This is a genomic window from Paenibacillus sp. J31P13 (assembly GCF_056269295.1).
In genome coordinates this window covers 418,903-440,297 of sequence record NZ_JBWDNR010000002.1, presented here as the reverse complement: position 1 = coordinate 440,297, position 21,395 = coordinate 418,903, and the positions used below count along the sequence as shown (strand labels likewise).

23 protein-coding genes are annotated in these 21,395 nt (G+C 41.0%); 8 read left to right on the top strand and 15 right to left on the bottom strand.

All coding sequences use genetic code 11. The annotated features are described in order from the left end of the window. Positions 1-172: 172 nt before the first annotated feature. Positions 173-1,036 carry a YitT family protein gene (locus AC0YOD_RS08255; protein WP_475798794.1) on the top strand — a complete coding sequence of 288 codons (864 nt, stop codon included), beginning with the start codon at positions 173-175 and terminating at the stop codon, positions 1,034-1,036. A 7-nt stretch (positions 1,037-1,043) separates the two neighbouring features. On the opposite strand, the gene AC0YOD_RS08250 is transcribed toward AC0YOD_RS08255, so the two are convergent. The 14 genes from AC0YOD_RS08250 to AC0YOD_RS08185 form a co-directional block, all read right to left on the bottom strand. Then, on the bottom strand, positions 1,044-1,913 hold the full coding sequence (locus tag AC0YOD_RS08250; RefSeq protein ID WP_475798793.1) for a sporulation protein YpjB: 870 nt from the start codon (positions 1,911-1,913) through the stop codon (positions 1,044-1,046). 42 nt (positions 1,914-1,955) lie between these two features. Further along, positions 1,956-2,588, bottom strand: a complete 633-nt coding sequence (locus AC0YOD_RS08245) for a DUF1405 domain-containing protein (RefSeq protein WP_475798792.1) — start codon at positions 2,586-2,588, stop codon at positions 1,956-1,958. Positions 2,589-2,693: 105 nt separating this feature from the next. Beyond that, entirely contained in the window at positions 2,694-3,566 is an 873-nt protein-coding gene (locus AC0YOD_RS08240; RefSeq protein WP_475798791.1) for a c-type cytochrome, read from the bottom strand. An 18-nt stretch (positions 3,567-3,584) separates the two neighbouring features. Continuing rightward, positions 3,585-4,256: a menaquinol-cytochrome c reductase cytochrome b subunit gene (qcrB, locus tag AC0YOD_RS08235; RefSeq protein ID WP_102710838.1), complete on the bottom strand. Its 672-nt coding sequence runs from the start codon at positions 4,254-4,256 to the stop codon at positions 3,585-3,587. Positions 4,257-4,272: 16 nt separating this feature from the next. Then, on the bottom strand, positions 4,273-4,806 hold the full coding sequence (locus tag AC0YOD_RS08230) for a Rieske (2Fe-2S) protein (protein ID WP_475798790.1): 534 nt from the start codon (positions 4,804-4,806) through the stop codon (positions 4,273-4,275). Positions 4,807-5,046: 240 nt separating this feature from the next. Next, the gene (locus AC0YOD_RS08225; RefSeq protein WP_475798789.1) at positions 5,047-5,469 is read right to left on the bottom strand and encodes a DUF2487 family protein; all 423 of its coding nucleotides are present in this window, start codon (positions 5,467-5,469) and stop codon (positions 5,047-5,049) included. A 173-nt stretch (positions 5,470-5,642) separates the two neighbouring features. Continuing rightward, positions 5,643-5,825: an IDEAL domain-containing protein gene (locus AC0YOD_RS08220; RefSeq protein ID WP_475798788.1), complete on the bottom strand. Its 183-nt coding sequence runs from the start codon at positions 5,823-5,825 to the stop codon at positions 5,643-5,645. Positions 5,826-5,847: 22 nt separating this feature from the next. Next, positions 5,848-6,330, bottom strand: a complete 483-nt coding sequence (locus AC0YOD_RS08215; RefSeq protein ID WP_475798787.1) for a gamma carbonic anhydrase family protein — start codon at positions 6,328-6,330, stop codon at positions 5,848-5,850. Positions 6,331-6,455: 125 nt separating this feature from the next. Continuing rightward, positions 6,456-7,631: a hypothetical protein gene (locus tag AC0YOD_RS08210; RefSeq protein WP_475798786.1), complete on the bottom strand. Its 1,176-nt coding sequence runs from the start codon at positions 7,629-7,631 to the stop codon at positions 6,456-6,458. 194 nt (positions 7,632-7,825) lie between these two features. Beyond that, entirely contained in the window at positions 7,826-8,404 is a 579-nt protein-coding gene (locus AC0YOD_RS08205; protein ID WP_475798785.1) for a histidine phosphatase family protein, read from the bottom strand. A gap of 73 nt (positions 8,405-8,477) precedes the next feature. After that, entirely contained in the window at positions 8,478-9,083 is a 606-nt protein-coding gene (locus AC0YOD_RS08200) for an anti-sigma factor family protein (protein ID WP_475798784.1), read from the bottom strand. After that, the gene (locus AC0YOD_RS08195; RefSeq protein WP_475798783.1) at positions 9,080-9,676 is read right to left on the bottom strand and encodes an RNA polymerase sigma factor; all 597 of its coding nucleotides are present in this window, start codon (positions 9,674-9,676) and stop codon (positions 9,080-9,082) included. Before AC0YOD_RS08195 ends, AC0YOD_RS08200 begins: the two co-directional genes overlap by 4 nt. 281 nt (positions 9,677-9,957) lie before the next feature. After that, positions 9,958-11,250 (bottom strand): UDP-glucose dehydrogenase family protein, encoded by a 1,293-nt coding sequence (locus AC0YOD_RS08190; protein ID WP_475798782.1) that lies wholly within the window; start codon positions 11,248-11,250, stop codon positions 9,958-9,960. Beyond that, positions 11,247-12,242: a sugar phosphate nucleotidyltransferase gene (locus AC0YOD_RS08185; protein ID WP_475798781.1), complete on the bottom strand. Its 996-nt coding sequence runs from the start codon at positions 12,240-12,242 to the stop codon at positions 11,247-11,249. Before AC0YOD_RS08185 ends, AC0YOD_RS08190 begins: the two co-directional genes overlap by 4 nt. A gap of 197 nt (positions 12,243-12,439) precedes the next feature. On the opposite strand from AC0YOD_RS08185, the gene AC0YOD_RS08180 reads away from it, so the two are divergent. The 3 genes from AC0YOD_RS08180 to AC0YOD_RS08170 are packed head-to-tail and all read left to right on the top strand — an operon-like array spanning position 12,440 to position 14,905. Further along, positions 12,440-13,429 carry a glycosyltransferase family 4 protein gene (locus tag AC0YOD_RS08180; RefSeq protein ID WP_475798780.1) on the top strand — a complete coding sequence of 330 codons (990 nt, stop codon included), beginning with the start codon at positions 12,440-12,442 and terminating at the stop codon, positions 13,427-13,429. A 24-nt stretch (positions 13,430-13,453) separates the two neighbouring features. Then, positions 13,454-14,143: a glycosyltransferase family A protein gene (locus AC0YOD_RS08175; RefSeq protein WP_475798779.1), complete on the top strand. Its 690-nt coding sequence runs from the start codon at positions 13,454-13,456 to the stop codon at positions 14,141-14,143. 6 nt (positions 14,144-14,149) lie between these two features. Continuing rightward, positions 14,150-14,905 (top strand): glycosyltransferase family 2 protein, encoded by a 756-nt coding sequence (locus AC0YOD_RS08170; protein WP_475798778.1) that lies wholly within the window; start codon positions 14,150-14,152, stop codon positions 14,903-14,905. A 97-nt stretch (positions 14,906-15,002) separates the two neighbouring features. Here the strand turns inward: AC0YOD_RS08170 and AC0YOD_RS08165 are convergent, their stop codons facing one another. Then, positions 15,003-16,682, bottom strand: a complete 1,680-nt coding sequence (locus AC0YOD_RS08165) for a ribonuclease J (protein WP_475798777.1) — start codon at positions 16,680-16,682, stop codon at positions 15,003-15,005. 347 nt (positions 16,683-17,029) lie between these two features. On the opposite strand from AC0YOD_RS08165, the gene AC0YOD_RS08160 reads away from it, so the two are divergent. The 4 genes from AC0YOD_RS08160 to deoB all read left to right on the top strand — a co-directional run bounded on the left by AC0YOD_RS08160 (position 17,030) and on the right by deoB (position 21,376). Then, on the top strand, positions 17,030-17,962 hold the full coding sequence (locus tag AC0YOD_RS08160; protein WP_475798776.1) for a sugar-binding transcriptional regulator: 933 nt from the start codon (positions 17,030-17,032) through the stop codon (positions 17,960-17,962). A 187-nt stretch (positions 17,963-18,149) separates the two neighbouring features. After that, the gene (deoC, locus tag AC0YOD_RS08155) at positions 18,150-18,818 is read left to right on the top strand and encodes a deoxyribose-phosphate aldolase (RefSeq protein WP_475798775.1); all 669 of its coding nucleotides are present in this window, start codon (positions 18,150-18,152) and stop codon (positions 18,816-18,818) included. A 167-nt stretch (positions 18,819-18,985) separates the two neighbouring features. Beyond that, positions 18,986-20,167 (top strand): NupC/NupG family nucleoside CNT transporter, encoded by a 1,182-nt coding sequence (locus tag AC0YOD_RS08150; protein ID WP_475798774.1) that lies wholly within the window; start codon positions 18,986-18,988, stop codon positions 20,165-20,167. A gap of 18 nt (positions 20,168-20,185) precedes the next feature. After that, positions 20,186-21,376 (top strand): phosphopentomutase, encoded by a 1,191-nt coding sequence (deoB, locus tag AC0YOD_RS08145; RefSeq protein WP_475798773.1) that lies wholly within the window; start codon positions 20,186-20,188, stop codon positions 21,374-21,376. Positions 21,377-21,395: the final 19 nt, after the last annotated feature.

Here is a 21,395-nt window from a genome sequence, read left to right as displayed (position 1 = left end):
TTGTTCCTTTCTGTCGAAAGCTATACATTCCTATGTTAACGTAAACGGCTAATTAAAATCAATGTTTTTCGAATGAGTGAAATTAGCCATACTATACATGAAATAATACCGTTTGAAGTCAAAAAAAACGCCTTGCTGCTCACACTCCTCATAAAATAAAAGAGGTGCTCCTATGAACCGCTCGCTCAAAGCATTACGCAGCATTGTCCCCATACTGATCGGCACCGCAATATATGCCTTCGGACTGCATTATTTTGTGCTTCCCAATCAGCTCATGGAGGGCGGCGTTACCGGTATTGCCGTCTTGCTTAACTATGCCGCAGGCTGGCCGTTGAGCATCTCAACCCTCGTGCTGAATATTCCATTGTTTTTTCTTGGTTGGAGAGTGCTTGGGTCCGGACAAATTCTTTATACATTGATTGGCATCTTATCCTTGTCAGCATTTCTAGCTCTTATGGAGCAATTCATTAGCCATGGCTGGCTCGTACCTTTTCAAAGCTCGCATGATTACATGCTTGCAGCATTATATGCTGGTGTGTCCTTAGGGACAGGTCTTGGCATAGTCTTTCGCTTCGGCGGCACAACAGGCGGCGTCGATATTATCGCCCGCATTGTGACACGTTTCAAAGGAATTAGCATGGGACAGACCATATTAACCTTAGATGTAGTCATCATTGGCATTTCATTGCTGTACATTTCCATTGAAAAGGTTCTCTATACACTAGTAACCGTATTTGTTGCTTCGAAAATCATTGATTTTATTCAAGACGGGGCTTATGCAGCCAAAGCCTTTTCTATTATTACTGATCATGGGGCGGCAATCTCCAAACAAATTACAATTGAGCTTGAACGTGGAGTTACGCTGATTCCAGCAAAGGGGGCATTCTCCGGACAACAAAAAGAGGTCGTATATTGCGTCGTTCAGAGACAAGAAATTCGTCGTCTCAAAACCATTGTACGCAAAATCGACCCGCGTGCTTTTATCGTTATTAATGAAGTGCAAGATGTGTTAGGCGAAGGCTTTAAAGAAGAGTAGCTTCTTATTAGGAAAGCGGCTTTACTCCGAAAGGATTAGTCTTATACTTTCGCCAGCCTGAGTAAGTTAAAATCAATGAAATAATCGCACCTAGGAATAACGCCCAGCTTAATGGATTAGCCGTAGCTGCTGGCGCTGCAACTGGCATAGCCTCAACTCGCTGGCTTGCATCGTACAAGCGAATGATCGAATCCTCAATGGCTTTCAAGGAATGATTAACGATCGATTTATTCTTTAAACTGAGCGTATTAGATTCCAGGAGGCGATTCGTATACAGAATTCGTCCATTCAACTCAGCGCTATGAGCGCTGCCGTACAAGAGTTGAATTACGGGTTCAATGCGCTCCGCATGTTCTTGTAATTTGAACATCATCGCGCGTGCAGCAACCGGCGCATCTTCGGTTTGACGTTTCCAGGCTTTCTCAGTAAGCGCTAAATCCTCTAACATAATGCTTTCATATTGCAGCCATAAGGCATGCTCAGGACGTACAAGCGCATCTGTCGCTAGCTTTATTCGAGCAGCCTCCATCACCCAAGCTGAGCCAGCTCGTCCATTCACAAGCGTTAGTTCAATGCCTTTTAGGTCCTCTTTTATAGCTAACCAGCCATCACGCTTGCCGGAAGAGTACTTTAGTTCGCCGTCTACGATACGCTCCAGCTGTTGGACTAGCAGATAGCCAACTTGGCGATTATTTGTAATTGCAGCCTCGTACAAGGAATTCGACACTTCATCCAAGTGAGTAAGCTGCTCCTGAAAATGCGACGATACTAAAAATGAATTTTCGCTAGGAATAGCGGTACTCCCCCAAACAGCGCCCGCCGTGCCAATCGACATAAGAATGCAAATGACGAGCGGAACAATAAAACGCAATCTCATGGACATCCCCCCATAGATCACTCTATGAGAAGTTGTCCAAGGTTATGCCTTCTTTCTAAAACGCCATACCAGATACGCAACCACAAAGCTGAATATCGACAAGCTGTAGGTAAAAGCTCGAACAGCTGGCAAATCATCATAAAGCTCTCTAGCTAAATAAGGGAAAATATCGTACGTATAATCCACGGTATCATTTAGGAGCAGCCAGCCAGTTGCAACTACCAAAGCCACTCTCCCTGCTTTCATGAAACGGAAATAAAGCAGCGCCTCGAAAGCCATCCCTAAATGAGAAGCCATAAGCATAAAATGCTGCCATTCGAGCTCAGAGCCCTGCCAAGCGCCTGCAAGAATCATCGCAACTGCCCAAATGCCGTATTTAACCGAGCATACAACAGCTAATCCTTCAATAATAGTACGGACTATGTTTGTAAACAGACTAGGTTTATGTATGGGAAATAATAAATATAGCAGGGCTATCGTGAAAAACAAGCTGGCGGTCGGGGAATCAGGTACAAAAACAATTTGCCATAATGGCTGGGTATCCATCGTGTCGATTATTTGACTCTCATACCATATGTATCCATAAATCGTACCTAGAAAATTTACAAGGAAAAGGATCCACAAAAATGAACGATTCAATAAAAAAGCGCGGCTAAAAAAAGTAGCTAGCATCATGAACCACCTTTCCTTCCATATCTTAAATAATAAATCTCTTCTACGAAGATTCAAAAAAAACCTGACCGCATAATACGATCAGGTTTCTCTTCAGACAATGATTGATTACTCGGTCACTGCTTTTTGTTTGGACAGCCAAGTTGTCAGCTGATCAATTTCTTCGGAAGACAACGAGTCTTTAAAAGAAGGCATTGCTCCGTTATTACGACCATTCGTAACAACCTCTACAAGCTGTTCTTTTGTCAATCTGTCACCAACACCGTGAAGGCTAGGAGCATTTCCTTGGCCTTTCAATTCTGCAGCATGACAGCCAATACATTGTTGTTGAGCAATCGCCATTGCAGGATCATTTGCATCCACTAGAGCGGTTTCCTCTTTAGGTTTTGTGTAGTTAGGACGCTCTTTACCTGCTTCCGCAGCTTCGCGCGCCTTCTCTTCACGTTCGATATGCTCTGGCACTTGTCCATTGATCTCCAACTGATGCTGGTAGTGATCCCAAGAAACAACTGTCAAGTATACACATGCGATTAGTGTTAGTCCCATCAATGAAGAAGCGATTGGACGACGGTAGAAGCGACGCTCTTTGCCTGTATCCAAAAATGGAGCAAGCATCAATGCGCCGAACATAATAGCTGGAATACCAACCGTACCGAGCAAAATATAATCTTGCGATACATATGGATATTTCAAAAATTGATACAAGAACAAGAAGTACCAGTCCGGCATCGGTATAAAAGCCGAGTTCGTTGGATCTGCTGGATAGCCTAGTGGTGCTGGCTCAGCAATAACCCAAACTAGAAAACCGACCAATACAACACAGCCGACCATCCATTCCTTAAGCAGGAAGTTTGGAATAAAGGCTTCCGATTTCCCTGGGAAAGACGTATAGTCCGGAGGAATGTTCGGATGGTTGCTTTTCTTTACACGCGAGTCGCCTACATAGACAACCTTCTCATTCGAATTATGACCATGCGCCATAAGTAAGCCTCCCTTCGCTTAAAGTGGTCCCGAAATACCTTGTTTCCGAATCATGATAAAGTGCGCCGCCAACATCGCGATCAAAGCGCCAGGTAAGAAGAATACATGGATCGCAAAGAAGCGAGTAAGTGTTTGAGCGCCTACGATATCGCCGCCATATAGGAATGAAGCGAGATATGGTCCGATTACCGGTACGGATTCAGCAATTTGGACACCAACTTTTGTCGCGTAGTAAGCTTTGTTGTCCCAAGGCAGCAGATAACCTGTGAAACCTAGACCCAACATGATAAAGAAAATAAGCATTCCGACAACCCAGTTCATTTCCCGCGGTGCTTTGTAAGAACCGGTAAAAAATACTCGTAGGGTATGTAGGAACATCATTACGATTACCAAGCTTGCCCCAAAATGGTGCATGCCTCGAACGATTTGTCCGAATGCGACTTGGTGCTGCAAGTAGTCAACGCTTGCATAAGCATTAATAATATCCGGAACATAGTACATCGTTAAGAACATACCGGATAAAATTTGGATGACCGTAATGAAAAACGTCAAGCCGCCGAAACAGTACACGAATGCAGAGAAATGATGAGCCGGGTTAACGTGCTCTGGCACCTCATGGTCAGCCACATCTCTCCATAGCGGCGTAATGTCAAGACGTTCGTCGATCCAGTTGTATACACTTTTAAACATCTGCAGTACGCCCTCCTTAACTCGTGCTTGTATTCGGCATTACCGGACCCAAGTAAACGAATCCATTTTCTAGCTTCACTTCGTATTCATCCAATGGCTTAGGGGCAACTGTTATGTTTTTCCCCTCTTTCGTGTAACGCGCGTCATGACAAGGACAGTCATATTCATTTTTACCTTTAGTGTTCCATCCGATTGTACAGCCCAAATGCTTACAAACCGGTGAAAGTGCAAAAATTTTGCCGTTTGCGTCTTTAGAGATCCAAGCTGAAAGCTCAGGATCACTTACGTACCAACCATCGATTTGATGAACCTTAAATTTGAAATCTTGAGGCTCGTTCGTAATTTTGCTCTCTTCAACAACTTTTACGTAAGTGCCTTCGCCCTTTTTAACTAAGAGCGGATGCGCTGCAAAACGAACCATTGGCAATACCGCGCCACCCATCATAAATGCAGTTGTGCCGCCGAGCGTATATGACAAAAATTGACGCCGGGACATTTCTTTGCGCTGAACCGGTTGATGCGCGGTCTCGTGTTGTTCATGGTTACTCATCTTCTGTTCTAACCCCCTTTGCCAACCATATCTCGCGTCTTGCCACACGGCAAAAACACATGACGAACTAGGACATAACTTATAATAGCCTAGGTGCTAAGGAGCGTCAAGAATATGGCTGGTAATTTGCGCCTTATCAAATTCTCGTTCATAAATTTGTTATTATTTTGTCACATTTAACCTTGTCTGGCATTTGTTTTCCCCAATTTTTGAATATATTATACGAGAAATGCAATATGTTTATGATGCTTGTCCACTCCATAATGCACGAATGGCATCCGATACCTCGGTTTTACTCGGAATTTTGCCATTCTCATCATTTGTGAACAGTAAATCAGCATCTGGACAGTCTAGCTTTAACGCCTTGCTCGTTGTCACAATTATTACATAACGGAAGCCCGTTTTCTTCAATGAAGCACACCAGTCATTGAGCATCTCCATAAAACCTTCCCTGTTGGAAATATAATGCCAAGCAGGATATGTAACGACTCTTCCTTTGAATGGAATTTCAATCAAATCCATTATGTCTCGTAAATTTTCTAAGCTTTCTGTAGCTTCATATGGCTTCTCAGTTCCTGTCATTCCGGTAATAGGAAGCATGCACGTATCCAAATACGGACTTAATTCCTCCCATTGCTCCTCTTTTATCTCGCTAAATTTCATCTTCCATCTCTCACTCCTTATCATGTAGACCAGCTGCTTATCCTCTATGTTAACGCCAAATCATCCGCTTGCCAATTGTTACATGCACAAAAAAGCTCTCCATGCGAAAGCGAAGCTTCAACAGCCTGCTCACACAAGAAAGCTTTGACATTCATTTTGCATCAACAAAGATATTAACTTCTTAATGCATTCAACTGCTTTGCTAGACGATAAAACGTATCCTCATCACCTGCGGCTAATGCTTTGTCGATTGCGCTGTAGATTTGCTGGGTTTGGAATTTGAGAACCGCTTCATCTAACACGAACTCAGCTGCCAAACCTAGCATTGCTTCGTAAGTCACTTTCATATTGTCCATAGGATACACCTCCAAACCGGCGTTAAGAGATCCTATATTCTAATCCTTTGGTCACGTAGCTTTCCATCGTCCTTTTCATTCGCTGAAGATCCTTCTCTGTTAATTCTCTTACGACTTTAGCGGGTGACCCCATAGATAGAGTATAGGGTGGTATTTTTTTATTCTCTGTAACAATCGAACCGGCTCCTATTAAAGCATATTCACCAATGTCTGCGCCGTTAAGTACGATTGCCCCCATTCCAATTAATGTGCCTTTGCCTATCGTACAACCGTGGATAATGGCCGCATGCCCAATAGACACCTCATCTTCCAAAATCAATGGTTGATCCGTATTGACATGTCCAACTACACCATCTTGAATGTTACAGCTACGTCCAATTTTTATGGGTGCAAGATCTCCACGGAGCACTGCATTGAACCAAACCGTGCTATGCTCTGATAGAGTTACGTCTCCTATTAATTTCGCACCTTCAGCTATATATGTATCTTGATGGATAACAGGCATTATGCCCTTATATGGTAGTAACAATTTCATCCGCTCCCTCTATTGTCTCAAAATATAAAAAACGATAAGCTGCCTACTTATATTTTATCTTATATTTTGGTGATGACCAAGGGTGAACGACACTGTTACATCATGGAGATTGGTTTATGATCTTCAAGATTTGAACCTGTTACAATGACCCTGCCCGCTTTAGTCATTTTTACAACTGCTCCATAGACAGGATGCTCACCTAAACGCAGCAAGCCCAAATGAACCATCATCGACATGATCCGCTGCTCTAATATCGTATTGCCATCGTCGTAATAGAATGGCTTAATAAAAGGCACAAGAACGTTTCTTAACGAATCCACTGTCACCCATTCCACAGCCAGCGAATTAATCCAATGCACCAGCGATAAAATATTGGTTATGGGCCCTTTGTACAGCTTCAGCCAGTAACGATACAGCTGCTCTGCTTCTCCCGCCGGCCTTGCGGCTATGCGCTCTACCCCGGCTGATGTAACCATGAGCTGATTTAGATTTTCACTTAAATACTTGGAGAAGTAGCAATAATCGTATATAAACGAGAAACGATTAGGATACTGATTGAAATGTCTTCCATATCCGAAGCGCCATGCTCCTTTTGCTGGAAGCTCCTCCGATACGCCAAAGCTGCTTAGTATTTGCAGCGTAAATCTTTTGTACATAGATCCATCTGCGGTCAGTTGAACCTCATTGTGATACATGTAATGAAGCATGCCAGCTATATCATCATGTACCAACATTTGCTCATCCCGATATATAGGCGGTTCATCAGTATACTGAAGCTCAGCTGCAAATCTTCTCGCAAGCGAATCTCGGAAACGTGACTTTAAATCATTAGGAACTTGGAACAAGTATCTGCTGGGGCCACTGTATCCATTAAACAACCAACCCTGATGCTTGAATTTTGCAATCATTTCTCTAGGGCTAAGCGGCTTATCCAGCAATTCGGTCTTTTTTTTGCTTCTTTTATTTTTTTTCGGCGGTTCAGGCTCTGCTGCTATTGTTTCTTCTCCGAATCGACTTTGCTGGACGCGGGCAATTAAATCTTCTAGGCTGTATGAGTTCCTAGCTTCAAACAACAAAGAGTTTAAAAAACGAAGATCCTCAAGCTTCATGCTGCTAATTTGCGCTTCAAAGACATCTTTTCGGCTTACAGTAGAGAGAATGGATTGAATTAAATCGTTCTTGGAGTGCCCATTGCACTCACATCGGTAAACGTCTGCAATTCTGCTAAGCTGCTGAATATCTGCATAACTTAACATATCCGATAAATTCATAACTCTCTCCTTTCTGTCGAGCCCAGCCTTTGGAAGCTTGGTGCTCATAAGTAAGCGATTATGCGATGGTTTAGCGTAAGTTATTCTCATTATGGGAAAAAATCTATCGTTTTATAACATCAAATGAAAAGGAGTTTAAATAAAAAAAGAGACCTTCCGCTGTGCAAATGGGAAAGGTCTCTAGTAAAACGACGTTATTTGGTTAAATGTATCGTGCAGTTATAAAGCTGTGGATGCCATTTATCCTCTTTCAGCTCTAGAATAGAGTAGGATAAATTGCTTAAATATTGATCCTCTAGGTCCTCACAGAGCTCTGCAAGCAATTGAGCGAGGAAGCTGCCATGGGAGACGACGAGCAAATTGCGTTTCGGATACTCCTGTTTCCATGAGAGCAAGGCTCTCATGCCCCGCGCTCTCACTTCCGTATCACTCTCTACACCTGCCGCCACATTGCGCCAGTCCTTGCCCCAACGCTCGTATCGCTCCTCTTCCTTCGTTCCTTCCACCTCGCCAAAATAGCGTTCACGCAGCCGTTCATCGCCATCAAGAAGAGGTATATGAAGCTTCTCGGCAATAATTTGAGCTGTAGAATAGGCACGCTTAAGATCACTGGATACAACAGCATCCCAAATAGGCTGTTCCTTGTTTAAACGTTCAGCAAGTGCCAATGCTTGCTCTACACCTTCAGCATTTAGCGGGATATCCGTCTGACCCTGGATTTTGCCCTGCATATTCCAATCGGTCTTTCCATGTCGTACAAATCCAATTAACAAAACAACCCGCTTCCTTCCTCTTCTTAAATAGGAAAAGCTCCCGCAGGAGCTTTATGATTCGTTATTTTAACTTCTAATGCCTCGTACGAGCAAGCCAGTTTAATATAAGTAAGGTCATAATAATGCCAAGCAGTGATAATGCAACATAATACTGAGGAAATGAAGGAACGACATTCAAAACGAATGGATCACTAATACTCGCAACTGGGACTTCAGCATAAAAGCCTGCGGTAATAACCAGTCCATCGCCAGCTACATTTGCTGTATCCATCAAGCCGGTAAGCTCAGCAATCTCTGCTTTAGTAACATTATCCCCATGATCAAAGACGAATACAAAGAAAGCACAGGCAAACATGGCCATGCAAGCTGCAACGATAAGCGCAATATTTCGGCGAAAGGATTTAGAAAAATGATAACTTTTGTGCGTAACAGGCATCAACCATGATTGTTCTGCGTAAATACGCTCCATTACCATGCGGTTTACATGCTCTGTAGGACCTATGTTGGCTTCCTCTTGGGACAGAAAACGAATCAATTCTTCGCTCTCCTCCCACATATTGAACTGTTCCGCACAATCATTACATTCTAACAAATGTCGGTCTATTGCTTTCCTGACCTCATCCTGCTCTGATAAATCCCAATACTCGCCAAATCTGTCTTGCGCATCGTTGCAATTCATCTCGTGTTCATCCCTTCGAATTCTTCCATCAGCGGCGATTGACCGAAATAAGGCTCTAGCTGCGTTTTTACGCTTGCTCTTGCTCGGAATAGCAGTGATTTTACAGAACTGACCGTTTGTCCTAATATATTAGCAATCTCTTGATAGTCTAGTTGGTCATATTCTCGAAGAATAAGTGCCGAGCGTTGTTTCTCTGGCAAGTTATTAATAGCTTCGCGAACCATTGCCATCCGTTCTTTACGCAATAAATGCTGTTCCGGCACCCCATCCGATGCAGCAACAGGCTCTATTCCCGTTTCTTCTAGTGAAAAATGCGTCGTTTTTTGCTTTCGAAGCTCACTAAGCACAGTATTTCGCGCAATGGTATATAGCCAGGTCGAGAAAGAAGCGTCAACTTCGCGAAATGAATGAAGGCTGCGATAAGCTTTATAAAATGTCTCTGAGCATAAATCCTCTGCCATAAGCTCTAGTTTGGCACTCTTTAGCATGTGATAAATAAAAGCTAATATTTTTCGTTGATAGCGCCGCATAAGCTCGGAGTAGAGCTCGACATTGCCATCCTTAACCTCACGTATTAGTTGGGAATCAGTCATGACAGGCGAACCTCCTCCACCTGCGGATTATTCCCGGACGGTCCTGTACATTGTACCGACACGAGAACGAAAAGTTGCGGTCTTTATCATAAAAAATTTCAATTAACACGGTATTCATATAATTCGTCTTGCAAGGCCAAATTCCTGCTTCATTCGACATAAGGATAAAATACTATAAACTTACAAATACATATGTAAACAAAATAAAAAAACCACCTTTTCAGGTGGGTTGCTCATTGTATAACACTTTTATAAGACTATTTCTTTCTATTAGTATAGCATTATTCGTAGCCGATTCCTTTGTAAAAATATCCAAAACTTCTCATCTCACTAGCATTTAGTACATTTCTACCGTCGAATAAATTTGCTTCCTTCATAGAACTTTTTAGTTCTTTCCAATCTATTTGTCGGAAAATATCCCATTCCGTGCACAGAAATAGAGCATCCGCATCTAGTATCGCTTCCTCCGCTCCTTGGCAGACCGTAACTGATTCATACTTGGGTTGCGTAGGAAGCGATGCTACTGGGTCGTAAACATAAACATTCGCTTGTTCTAAGAGCATGCTATCGATTATCCGAATGGCTGCAGCTTCCCGTATATCATCCGTATCCGGTTTGAACGCCAGACCTAATATAGCGATTTTTTTATTATTAAAGGTTTTCAGTCGCTCCCTAGCCTTATTCAGAAGCCATAAATATTGCGTCTCATTCACTTCGACGACTTTCTCCAATATATTTAGTTCAATACTATTTTGTTTTGCTGTCAGAATTAAAGCTGCAACGTCTTTCGGAAAACATGAGCCTCCGTAACCTATTCCAGCTTGAAGAAAGCTGCTGCCAATTCTTGGATCAAGTCCCATGCCATATGCTACTTCCTTCACATTTACGCCCAATACATCACATAGTCTGGCCAATTCATTCATATAAGAAATTTTTGTAGCCAAAAATGCGTTCGACGCATACTTAATGAATTCTGCTGTTTTTGGGGTCGTAATCACAAAAGGACAGGTAAGTGATTGATACAATTCTCGAAGAATCTCCGTTGCCTTCGTACTGTTTGAACCAATGATGACACGGTCTGGATGGAGTGCGTCTGACAGTGCTTTTCCTTCTCTCAAAAACTCAGGATTCGATGCCACATCGAACGGAATAGCACTAGATTGTGCAGCATTGATCCAATCTGTGACTTTCTCTTGTGTCCCAACTGGAACAGTACTCTTCGTCACTACTAATTTATACTTGCTCATTGTTTGCCCAATCGTTTGAGCAACCTCTCTCACATATCGCAGATCAGCGCTCCCATCCTGGCCCGGAGGTGTTCCAACACAAATAAAAATGACATCATTCTCACCAATAGCTTTATTTTTATCCGTAGTGAAGCTCATTTTTTTGGATTGTACATGTTTTCGCAGCATATCCTCTAAACCAGGCTCGTAAAAATAAAGCAGTCCCTGCTGAAGCTGTTTTATTTTCTCGGGATCTGTATCGAGTCCTGTCACATTCCACCCCAGCTCTGCAAAAACGATAGCCGTTGTAGTTCCTACATAACCTGTCCCTATTACTAATATATTCATGACCTTCTACCTTCTCCGCTTGAATTTAAGCCCGCCAATACGGAATTAAATCCAATAACCGTATCCTTTAAAGCATATGAAATATTTTTCAAGTGAACGCCATTTAAAACGATGCTGTTCTGAATACTGCAACCTTCAATCTTTACATCTGCACTAATCGATACATAGGGACCGATCACACAATTTTTCAGAACACATCCGCTGTCAATAGATACCGGTTGAATAATAGTACAATTCTCTAATCTGGTACTCTCATGTATTCTCTCTTCATCTTCCAGTAAATCCAACCCGTTGCGATTAGCTTCCAACCATCTGCTCAATGTACCGACATCCATGTTTGCTTTCTCCGTTACGTGGTAAGTTACCGGAAAGCTATTTTCAATAAGCCACTGAATAGCATCAGTAATCTCAAGTTCTCCCCTAGCAGACGGCTTAATGAGCTTAATCGCTTTAAAAATCGATCCTTTGAACGCATAAGCACCTAATACAGCAAGATTGGATTCAGGATGATTCGGCTTCTCTACCAATTTCACAATTCGACCTTCCAATACTTTCGCAATGCCGTAATCGCGAGGATTTACAACCTCAGCCAGCATGATAGAACAATGACTGTTCCTCTCTTCTATATCTTTTTTCAGCTCTGTCAAGGACTCCGTAATTAGATTGTCACCCAGCAATAGTATAAAGCTGTCTTCTCCTACAAAATCTTGACCCTTTCTCACAGCATCTGAAAGACCCCTCGCTTCATGTTGATAAATATAAGTAATGACAACGCCGAAGAATTCACCATTACCGAACTTTTCACTTATCTTTGCTTCCTGCGACGGATGAATGACAATCCCAATATCAACAATTCCCTCTTGGAGCAATTTTTCAATACAAGACTGCAAGATTGGAATGTTCGCAATGGGAATTAAAGTTTTGGGATGATTGATAGTAATAGGGTACAAACGAGTTCCTTTCCCCGCACAGAGAATAAGTCCTTTCAACATATATCACTCCTAATAAAGACAATTTCTATTAATCTATGAAGAGCTATTATTATTTGTGAGGGCTAACCCTCTTACGGACAAAATTTAAGAGAATCAATACCTGCGCCTATCTAATGAAACCGCCGTGACGTTAAGAAAAAGAGGTTCATATCCTAACAAGAAATGCCCATAGATGTGAACCCAAAGGAGTTGTAACCTTGAAGATTGCACAAATATCGACTAATACGATACCCGTCCCTCCAAAAGACTATGGCGGTACTCAGCGCGATGTTTATTACCTAACCGAGGAATTAATGCGACGAGGTCATGAGGTTTTTTTATTTGCCAAAAGAGGATCTCGTTCCCGCGCTACAAAAACTTTTGTATACCCGAGTAACAATCCTAAAAAACAATTAGCATTCATTAAAAAAAATCTTCCTTCCAATATTGATATCATTCATGACCATTACGGGATCGTTGCCAAAGCAAATCCGCCGATTCCAACAATTAGAAGTTCTCATTCAAAAGGAGTTACCGGCGTTCAGATTCCGGTATATGTAAGCAAAACGATTTTGAGGAAATACGGTAAAAACAGAGGTTATTACTTGCATAACGGCATTAGGGTGAATGATTATATTTTCAAGAAAAAGAAAAGTGATTATCTACTATTCCTTGGCAGGGTAATACCACAAAAAGGTGTTCACTTAGCGATTAAAGTTGCAAAGCAAACGGGTAAAAAGCTAATTATTGCTGGCCCCGTTCCTGATAGACACTATTTTAATACGAAAATTAAGCCTCAATTAAATAAACAAATCCGATATATAGGCTCTGTTGGCGGGAAGAAAAAACTAAATCTTCTAGCCAATGCTAACTGCGTACTATTTACTTCCACTTGGGATGAGCCATTCGGTCTCGTTCTTATAGAAGCAATGGCTAGCGGCACTCCAGTTCTTGGTTTCAAAAAAGGTGCTGTACCAGAGGTTTTAAAAGGAATGCCTCAATTTTTATGCAATAACACGAGCGAGATGAGCAATAAAGTTAAAACGCGTAGAAAATTCCCCACTGCAAGCAAATGCCGTCATTATGTTAGAACAAAGTTTTCTGACCGCATCATGACAGAAAGATTCCTGAAATTATATAAAAAAATAATCAATGAAAAAAAATATAAACGAATTAAGAATTCTGTTTGGAACAAGCTGAAATATTAATATTAAACTTGGGGGTTATGACCTTTGTTAACCATAATCGCATGTACGATGAGATCCTCACATATGAATCAGGTATTCAGCAACTTTAACCGTCAGTCTCATAAGAATAAACAGATGATTATCATTTTGAATAAAGACGATATGGATATAAAGCAGTGGAAGAAAAGAGCGAGTAAGTATCCTAAAAATAAAATAAGGGTATATCAACTCCCACAGAGGTATAAGCTCGGAAAGTGTTTGAACTATGCCATTTCTAAAGCAAAAGAAGGAATTATCACTAAATTTGATGATGATGACTACTATGGCCGTAATTATTTAAAAGAGTCAGTCCTAGCTCTGAAGAAAAATAAAGGATCTATCATCGGCAAAGCTACAGCCTTCTTGTATTTCGAAGAGAAGAATTCGCTTATGGTGTTTAGAGCTGGATCTGAAAACAAGAGAACGAGGTCTGTTAAAGGCGGTACGCTTCTTTTCAAAAAAACGTTATGGAAAAAAGTGAGATTTCCAGAAAACAGGTTCGTGGGCACCGATTCTGAATGGATAAGAAGATGCAGGATTAGAGGCTATAAAGTGTTCTCCGTTTCCAAAAAAAATTATGTCTGTGTTAGAAGAAGAGATATTAGCTCGCACACACAAAAAAAGAGCACAAAAAGATATATGTCATTTTGCAAGCTAGTAGCTCGCACTCGAAAATATATTCCTTATGTAACCTGAGGGGGATTGAGGATCATTGTTGAAAACAAGAAGAATGGCGTAACCATCATCACTTCGACTATTCGTCCAGCATTGATCAATCAAATATTTAATAACTTTAATCGTCAGAAGTGGGCAGCCAAGGAGCTTATTATCATCATCAATAAGAATGACATATCCATGAAGAGATATAACAAAAAAGCTAGACAAAATCGGAAAATAAAAATATATCGCATGGATGAATCCAAAAATCTGGGAGCTTGTCTGAATTTTGGCGTATCTAAAGCTAAATATAATTACATTGCTAAGTTTGATGACGATGATTATTACTCGTCCCACTACATCCCCGAGACTATGCGGCTCTTTACCTATTCAGATGCAGATTTGATCGGCAAGCGCTCTTGTTTTTTTTATTTTCCGCATCGAAAAACGTTATTGCTCAGAGAACCTTTAGTAGGGAACAACAAACGTTGTGTCCGAATTGCGGGCGCAACCATTATGTTTCGAAAACGTGTTTTTCATAGGGTTCGTTTTCCGACAAAAGTGCGCCAAGGATCCGATGTCCGATTTCTTAAAGGGTGTTTAAGGAATGGGTATAAACTTTTTACGACTTCTCCCTATAATTTCGTCGCATTTCGCAGAGCTAATCGAAATTCGCATACATGGAAAGTATCCGATAAAAAACTACTTTCATCTTATAAGAATGCGAAAATCATTCAAACAACAAACTTCAAAAAGTATATTAATAAGCCTTTAAATCAACTCCCTCCTATTGATTTATAATCTATATAAAATTAAAAACGAGCAGCCACCCCTAAGGGATTGTGCTGCTCGTTCTATTCCTGAAAGCGCAAGCCTCCATGGTGAATATCTCAAATATCTACACTTCAATAATGATGGGTAGGATCATTGGTCTTCTCTTGATTTCCGCATATACATATTTGCCTATAGCTTCCTTAATTTTATGTTTCACAATTGTCCATTTCATGGACTCTCCGTTTTTTTGCAGTTCCCTAATCGTTTGCAGAACTAGGTCATTCATTCTCTCCTTCAAATTGTCAGCTTCTTTCACATAGACAAAGCCGCGGCTTATCAAATCTGGTCCCGATATAATATTGCCTTCTGATTTATTTAACGTAACAACGATGACAAGAATGCCATCCTCGGCAAGATGCTTCCGATCTCGGAGCACGGTATTCCCAACGTCTCCGATTCCTAGCCCATCAACAAGTGTGTTTCCAGCTGAAACCTTTCTACTTTGAATAGCTTCTTGATTTTGGATATCAACAACCTCGCCATTATTAATGATAAAAATATTTTCACTCTTCACCCCGACTGCTTCAGCAAGCAAACGATGCTGAAAGAGCATGCGGTACTCACCGTGTATCGGAATGAAAAATTTGGGTTTCATCAGGGTAAGCATTAGTTTCAGCTCTTCTTGGCTCGCATGACCTGAAACATGCATACCGGTAGCATTGCCGGAGCCATATATAACATTCGCACCCAGTAGATATAAATTGTCCACGATGTTTGATACATTTCTTTCATTTCCTGGTATGGGCGAAGCAGCGAAAACCACTGTATCATCGGGCAAGACTTCTACTTGGCGATAGCTTGAGGTTGATAGGCGTGAGAGTGCGGCCATTGGCTCCCCTTGACTCCCTGTGCACAACACTGCCACTTCGCTTCTTTCCATTTTGCTTGCTTCAGTCGCTTCCACAATCATGCCATCCGGTATTTTCAATTGACCGAGAGCAACAGCAACAGCTGTAACATTGACCATACTGCGACCCAGAAGCAGCAGCTTGCGATTCGTTTCTATAGCAGCGTCAACGACATGCTGCAGCCTGTGCACATTGGATGCGAAGGTTGACACAAAAATCTTATGCTTTGCTTTTTTGAAAGCTTCTGCAATATGTTCACCAACAAGTCTCTCAGAAGGGGTAAAGCCTGGTCGCTCCGCATTCGTACTTTCTGAGAGCAAAGCCAGTACTCCTTTTGAGCCTATGCTCGCCATTTTATGAATGTCTGGGTACTCTTTATTGACTGGAGTTAAATCAAATTTAAAATCTCCTGTATGTACGACAGTTCCTTCCGGTGTATCGAAGACAACTCCAAAGCAATCAGGAATACTGTGATTGGTACGGAAAAAAGTTATTTTAATTTTGCCTAATGTAACAACCGATTCTGAATTGACCTCATGAAGCACCGTATCTCTGGAAAGGTTATTTTCTTGTAATTTCCCTTTAATTAACCCTAAAGTAAACGGTGATCCGTAAATCGGCATATTAAATTGCTTTAAAATATAAGGAATTCCTCCAATATGATCTTCATGTCCATGTGTAATAATTAATGCGCGAACCTTGTCCTTATTCTCTATGAGATAAGTGATATCAGGTACTATGAGATCAATACCTAACAGACTTTCATCGGGAAACTTGGAACCACAATCGATAACGACAATATCGTCCTCATAGCGAATGACGTACATATTTTTACCGATTTCATGAACCCCACCCAAAGCCAGTATAGAAAGAGTCTTATCGTTAGCAGTTGTCATGGCTTGCCTCCACTCATTCAATATAAGAATCATTCCATAATTTGTCCCTTATGTAGGGTGAATATTCTTACATGCCTTGTTCAATATTCAGGCGAATTTTCATAATAAATGAGTTCATAAGTTATGATCTTGATCATTCCACACATTTCTATTATATGTAAATTAAATATTTGAAAATATATGTGAATAAAGATGATTATTTTTTCTTATCCTGCCACATATAAAGGCTATTACGATTATTATCGAGATTCATATCCTAAAAATTACAGCGAAGGATTACAGTTTTCCTGTAAAAAAGCTATAATGGAATTGAATGCGATCTCAATAAAAAAAGTAGGTTGATATATATGGATACTCAAAAGCAAAATTTAAGTATTGAAGCTGCAAAGCTTTATTATCAATTCGATTATAGCCAGCTTGAGATTGCTGCTAAATTAGGTGTGTCTAGACCCACCGTTTCCAGGCTGCTCCAGCATGCAAAAGAAAAAGGATATGTAAGAATTGAAATCATCGATCCGCATGACTTAGATTTATTAGCAAATGAATTGAAGCTGAAATATCAATTGGATGCTGTATTGCTCAGTTACTCCCCTCTTAATGATCAGGAAGAAATAAAAAAAACAATCGGAAAAAAAGCAGCCGAATATATTCACGAAACGGTGAAGGATGGAGATATCATCGGTGTTACTTGGGGCACAACCATGCATTCTGTTGCTCTTCAATTAAAGCCCAAATCTATAAAAGGCGTACAAGTTGTTCAATTAAAGGGCGGCATCAGCCATTCCCGTGTGAATACGTATGCAGCAGAAATTGTGAACTTATTTGCAGAGGCTTTTCATACCGCTGCTCGTTACCTGCCGTTGCCGGTAATCTTTGATAACGTTCAAGTCAAAGAAATGGTTGAAGACGACCGACACATTGGAAGTATAATTGAATTAGGCAAACAAGCGAATGTAGCTGTTTTTACTGTCGGAACACTCAAAGAAAACGCCCTGTTGTTTCGGCTTGGATACTTCAGTAAAGAAGAGCAGGATAGTCTTCAGCACACAGGCGTTGGTGATATTTGCTCTCGCTTCTTTGACGCAGAGGGCCATATCTGTAACGAGGAAATTAATAACCGCACAGTAGGTATCGATCTTCCAGAATTGCGAAAAAAGGAAAAAGCAATACTTGTAGCTGGCGGAGAGCGAAAAATTGAAGCCATTGAAGCTGCTTTGAAAGGCAAATATGCTAATATTTTAGTTACCGATCAATTTACTGCAAAAGCACTGTTACAATAATCAAAATGGCATCACGTAGAGGCTATACAAGGGTGAGAGTAAGAATCCCTTTGTATAGCCTCTTTGCTTTTCACTGTCCAATCCTTTTTTGATGAACATAATTTCATGAGTGTGTTTACATATGTTCAAGCGCGTGCTATTATAACCTTGTATTCGAGAAGTCGTATAAAAGGACGGTGAATTGCTTATGATAAATTTGTCAAAAATGATTGACCATACGTTATTGAAAGCAGATGCAACGAAAGCCGAAATTACAAAGCTTACGGAAGAAGCAAAGAAATATGGTTTTGCTTCGGTTTGTATCCAACCCACTTGGGTCTCCTATGCTTCAAAGCAGTTGAGCGAAAGCGATGTTAAAGTTTGTACAGTAATTGGTTTTCCATTAGGTGCCAATACTTCAGAAACCAAAGCTTTTGAAGCTAAACAAGCCATTGCAAATGGCGCAACTGAAGTCGATATGGTCATCAATATCGGGGCGCTGAAAGATGGAGATTTATCTACTGTCGAAAAAGATATCAAAGCAGTTGTTGATGCCTCAACTGGTGGTGCATTAGTTAAAGTCATTATTGAAACTTGTCTTTTAACGAAGGAAGAGAAGATTATTGCTTGTCAGTTGGCTGCTAAAGCCGGTGCTGATTTTGTCAAAACATCAACGGGCTTCTCAACTGGAGGAGCGACTGTAGAGGATATCGCCCTTATGCGCGAAACAGTTGGTGAAACAATGGGTGTAAAGGCTTCTGGAGGAATTCGTAACCTGAACGATATGAAGAGTATGATTGATGCCGGTGCATCTAGAATTGGTGCAAGCTCAGGTGTCAAAATAATGGAAAATGAAGAATCAACCTCTTCCTATTAACTATATCAAATATCAGTTCTGCTCCTTTAAGGAGCAGAACTCCTACAAGAAACAATTAAGTCTAAAACAGAAAAGAAAACAGCAAGTCTATCTTATTTCGCTAGATTTGTAAGCGTTCTATTAAGAATTGATAGTGAAGAAAAGACAACTGGTGAGGAGTACACATGATGAAATTTCTAATAGCTATCCTAGGCATTCTCGTTGTTTTTGGTCTAACTTATATTGGGAGCAGTGATCGACGAAAAATTCGTTATCGGCCGCTGATCATAATGGTTGTACTACAGTTCCTATTGGCTTTTGCTTTATTGAACACTTTTGCTGGGGAATTTCTAATAAAAGGATTCTCCAATGTTTTCGAAAAACTGCTTACTTATGCCGGAGAAGGTGTAAACTTTGTTTTTGGCGGTTTAGCTAATGAAGGACAAGGTCCCTTCTTCCTAAACGTCTTGCTGCCAATCGTATTTATTTCTGTACTAATCGGCATATTGCAGTACACCAAAATTTTGCCGTTTTGTATCAAGTATGTTGGTTTAGTATTAAGCAAGGTTAATGGGATGGGAAAACTGGAATCCTATAACGCAGTCGCTTCTGCTATTCTAGGACAATCCGAGGTGTTCATTTCAGTAAAGAAACAAATTGGACTGCTGCCTGAAAAACGTCTATACACTTTATGCGCATCAGCTATGTCAACGGTATCTATGTCCATTGTCGGCGCATACATGGTCATGATCGAACCTAAGTATGTTGTAACTGCCCTGGTGCTAAATTTGTTTGGCGGTTTCATTATCGTTTCTATTCTTAATCCTTATACTGTTGATAAGGAAGAAGATATACTAACTGTACAAGAAGAAGAAAAACAATCGTTTTTCGAAATGCTTGGCGAATATATAATGGATGGATTCAAAGTAGCAATCATTGTGGCTGCTATGCTAATCGGTTTCGTCGCCCTTATCGCGCTCGTTAACGGTGTTTTTGACGGTATCTTTGGCATTTCATTCCAACAATTACTTGGTTATGTGTTCGCTCCAATCGCATTTCTCATGGGCGTTCCTTGGAAGGAAGCAGTGGATGCCGGAAGCATTATGGCAATTAAGATGGTTTCCAATGAATTCGTGGCGATGCTTGAGCTTGGTAAGCTTACTCAATTATCTTCAAGAACAGTTGGAATCATTTCCGTATTCCTTGTATCCTTTGCTAACTTCTCGTCCATCGGCATTATTGCCGGTGCCGTTAAGGGGCTTCATGAAAAACAAGGAAATGTTGTGGCTCGTTTTGGGTTAAGATTGTTATATGGAGCAACTATGGTCAGCGTTCTATCTGCCATCGTTGCCGGAATATTTTTGAAATAAGAAAGGAGTTCTTTAGAAATGAAATCATCTCCGCAATTCCAAAGAATTCATCTCATTGTTTTAGACTCTGTTGGAATCGGCGAAGCACCTGATGCCGCTCAATTTGATGACTATGATGTCGACACATTAGGTCATATTGCAGAAGCCCGTGGAGGACTGCATATGCCGAATATGGCTAAACTAGGCTTGTCCAACATTAAGGAAATACAAGGTGTGCCTATTGCTGATCAACCCATGGCTTACTACACAAAAATGCAGGAAAAATCAGTCGGGAAAGATACGATGACTGGACATTGGGAAATAATGGGCCTCTATATTGATACACCTTTTCGTGTTTTTGCCGATGGTTTTCCTGATGCCTTAATCCGTCAAATTGAAGAAAAAACCGGTCGTAAAGTAATAGGCAATAAAGCTGCCAGCGGAACAGAAATTTTGGACGAGCTCGGTGAGGAGCATATGAAAACTGGTGCGCTCATCGTTTACACCTCTGCTGATTCTGTTCTTCAGATCGCTGCTCATGAAGACATTGTACCTCTGAAAGAACTGTATGAAATATGTGAATTTTGCCGGGAAATCACACTAGAAGATCCCTATATGCTGGGTCGTATTATCGCTAGACCATTTCTAGGCGAGCCGGGAAGCTTCAAGAGGACTGCTAACCGTCATGACTATGCATTAAAGCCATTTGGTCGTACCGTTATGAATGAATTGCAAGACGAGGGTTATGATGTCATCGCTATTGGTAAGATAGCCGATATATATGATGGAGAAGGCGTGACTAAGACTGTGCGTACCCTATCCAATTCCGATGGTATGGACAAGTTTATTACAACATTCGACGAAGAATTCACCGGACTCAGCTTTATTAATCTAGTCGATTTTGATGCTTTATATGGTCACCGCCGAGATCCGCAAGGATATGGGGATGCATTGGAGGATTATGATTCCCGTCTTCCAGAAGTGTTTGCAAAAATGACCGATCATGATCTGCTCATCATTACTGCTGATCATGGTAATGATCCCACTTATCGTGGAACCGATCATACTCGTGAATATGTACCGTTATTAGCCTATTCTCCACGTTTCACAAAATCTGGTCATGCCCTTGCTCTTCGTGATACATTTGCAGACATAGGCGCAACAGTTGCAGAAAATTTCGGGGTTCAAATGCCTAAGCACGGCAGCAGCTTTTTATCCGATTTAAAATAATTTTTCAAGGGAGAGTTCA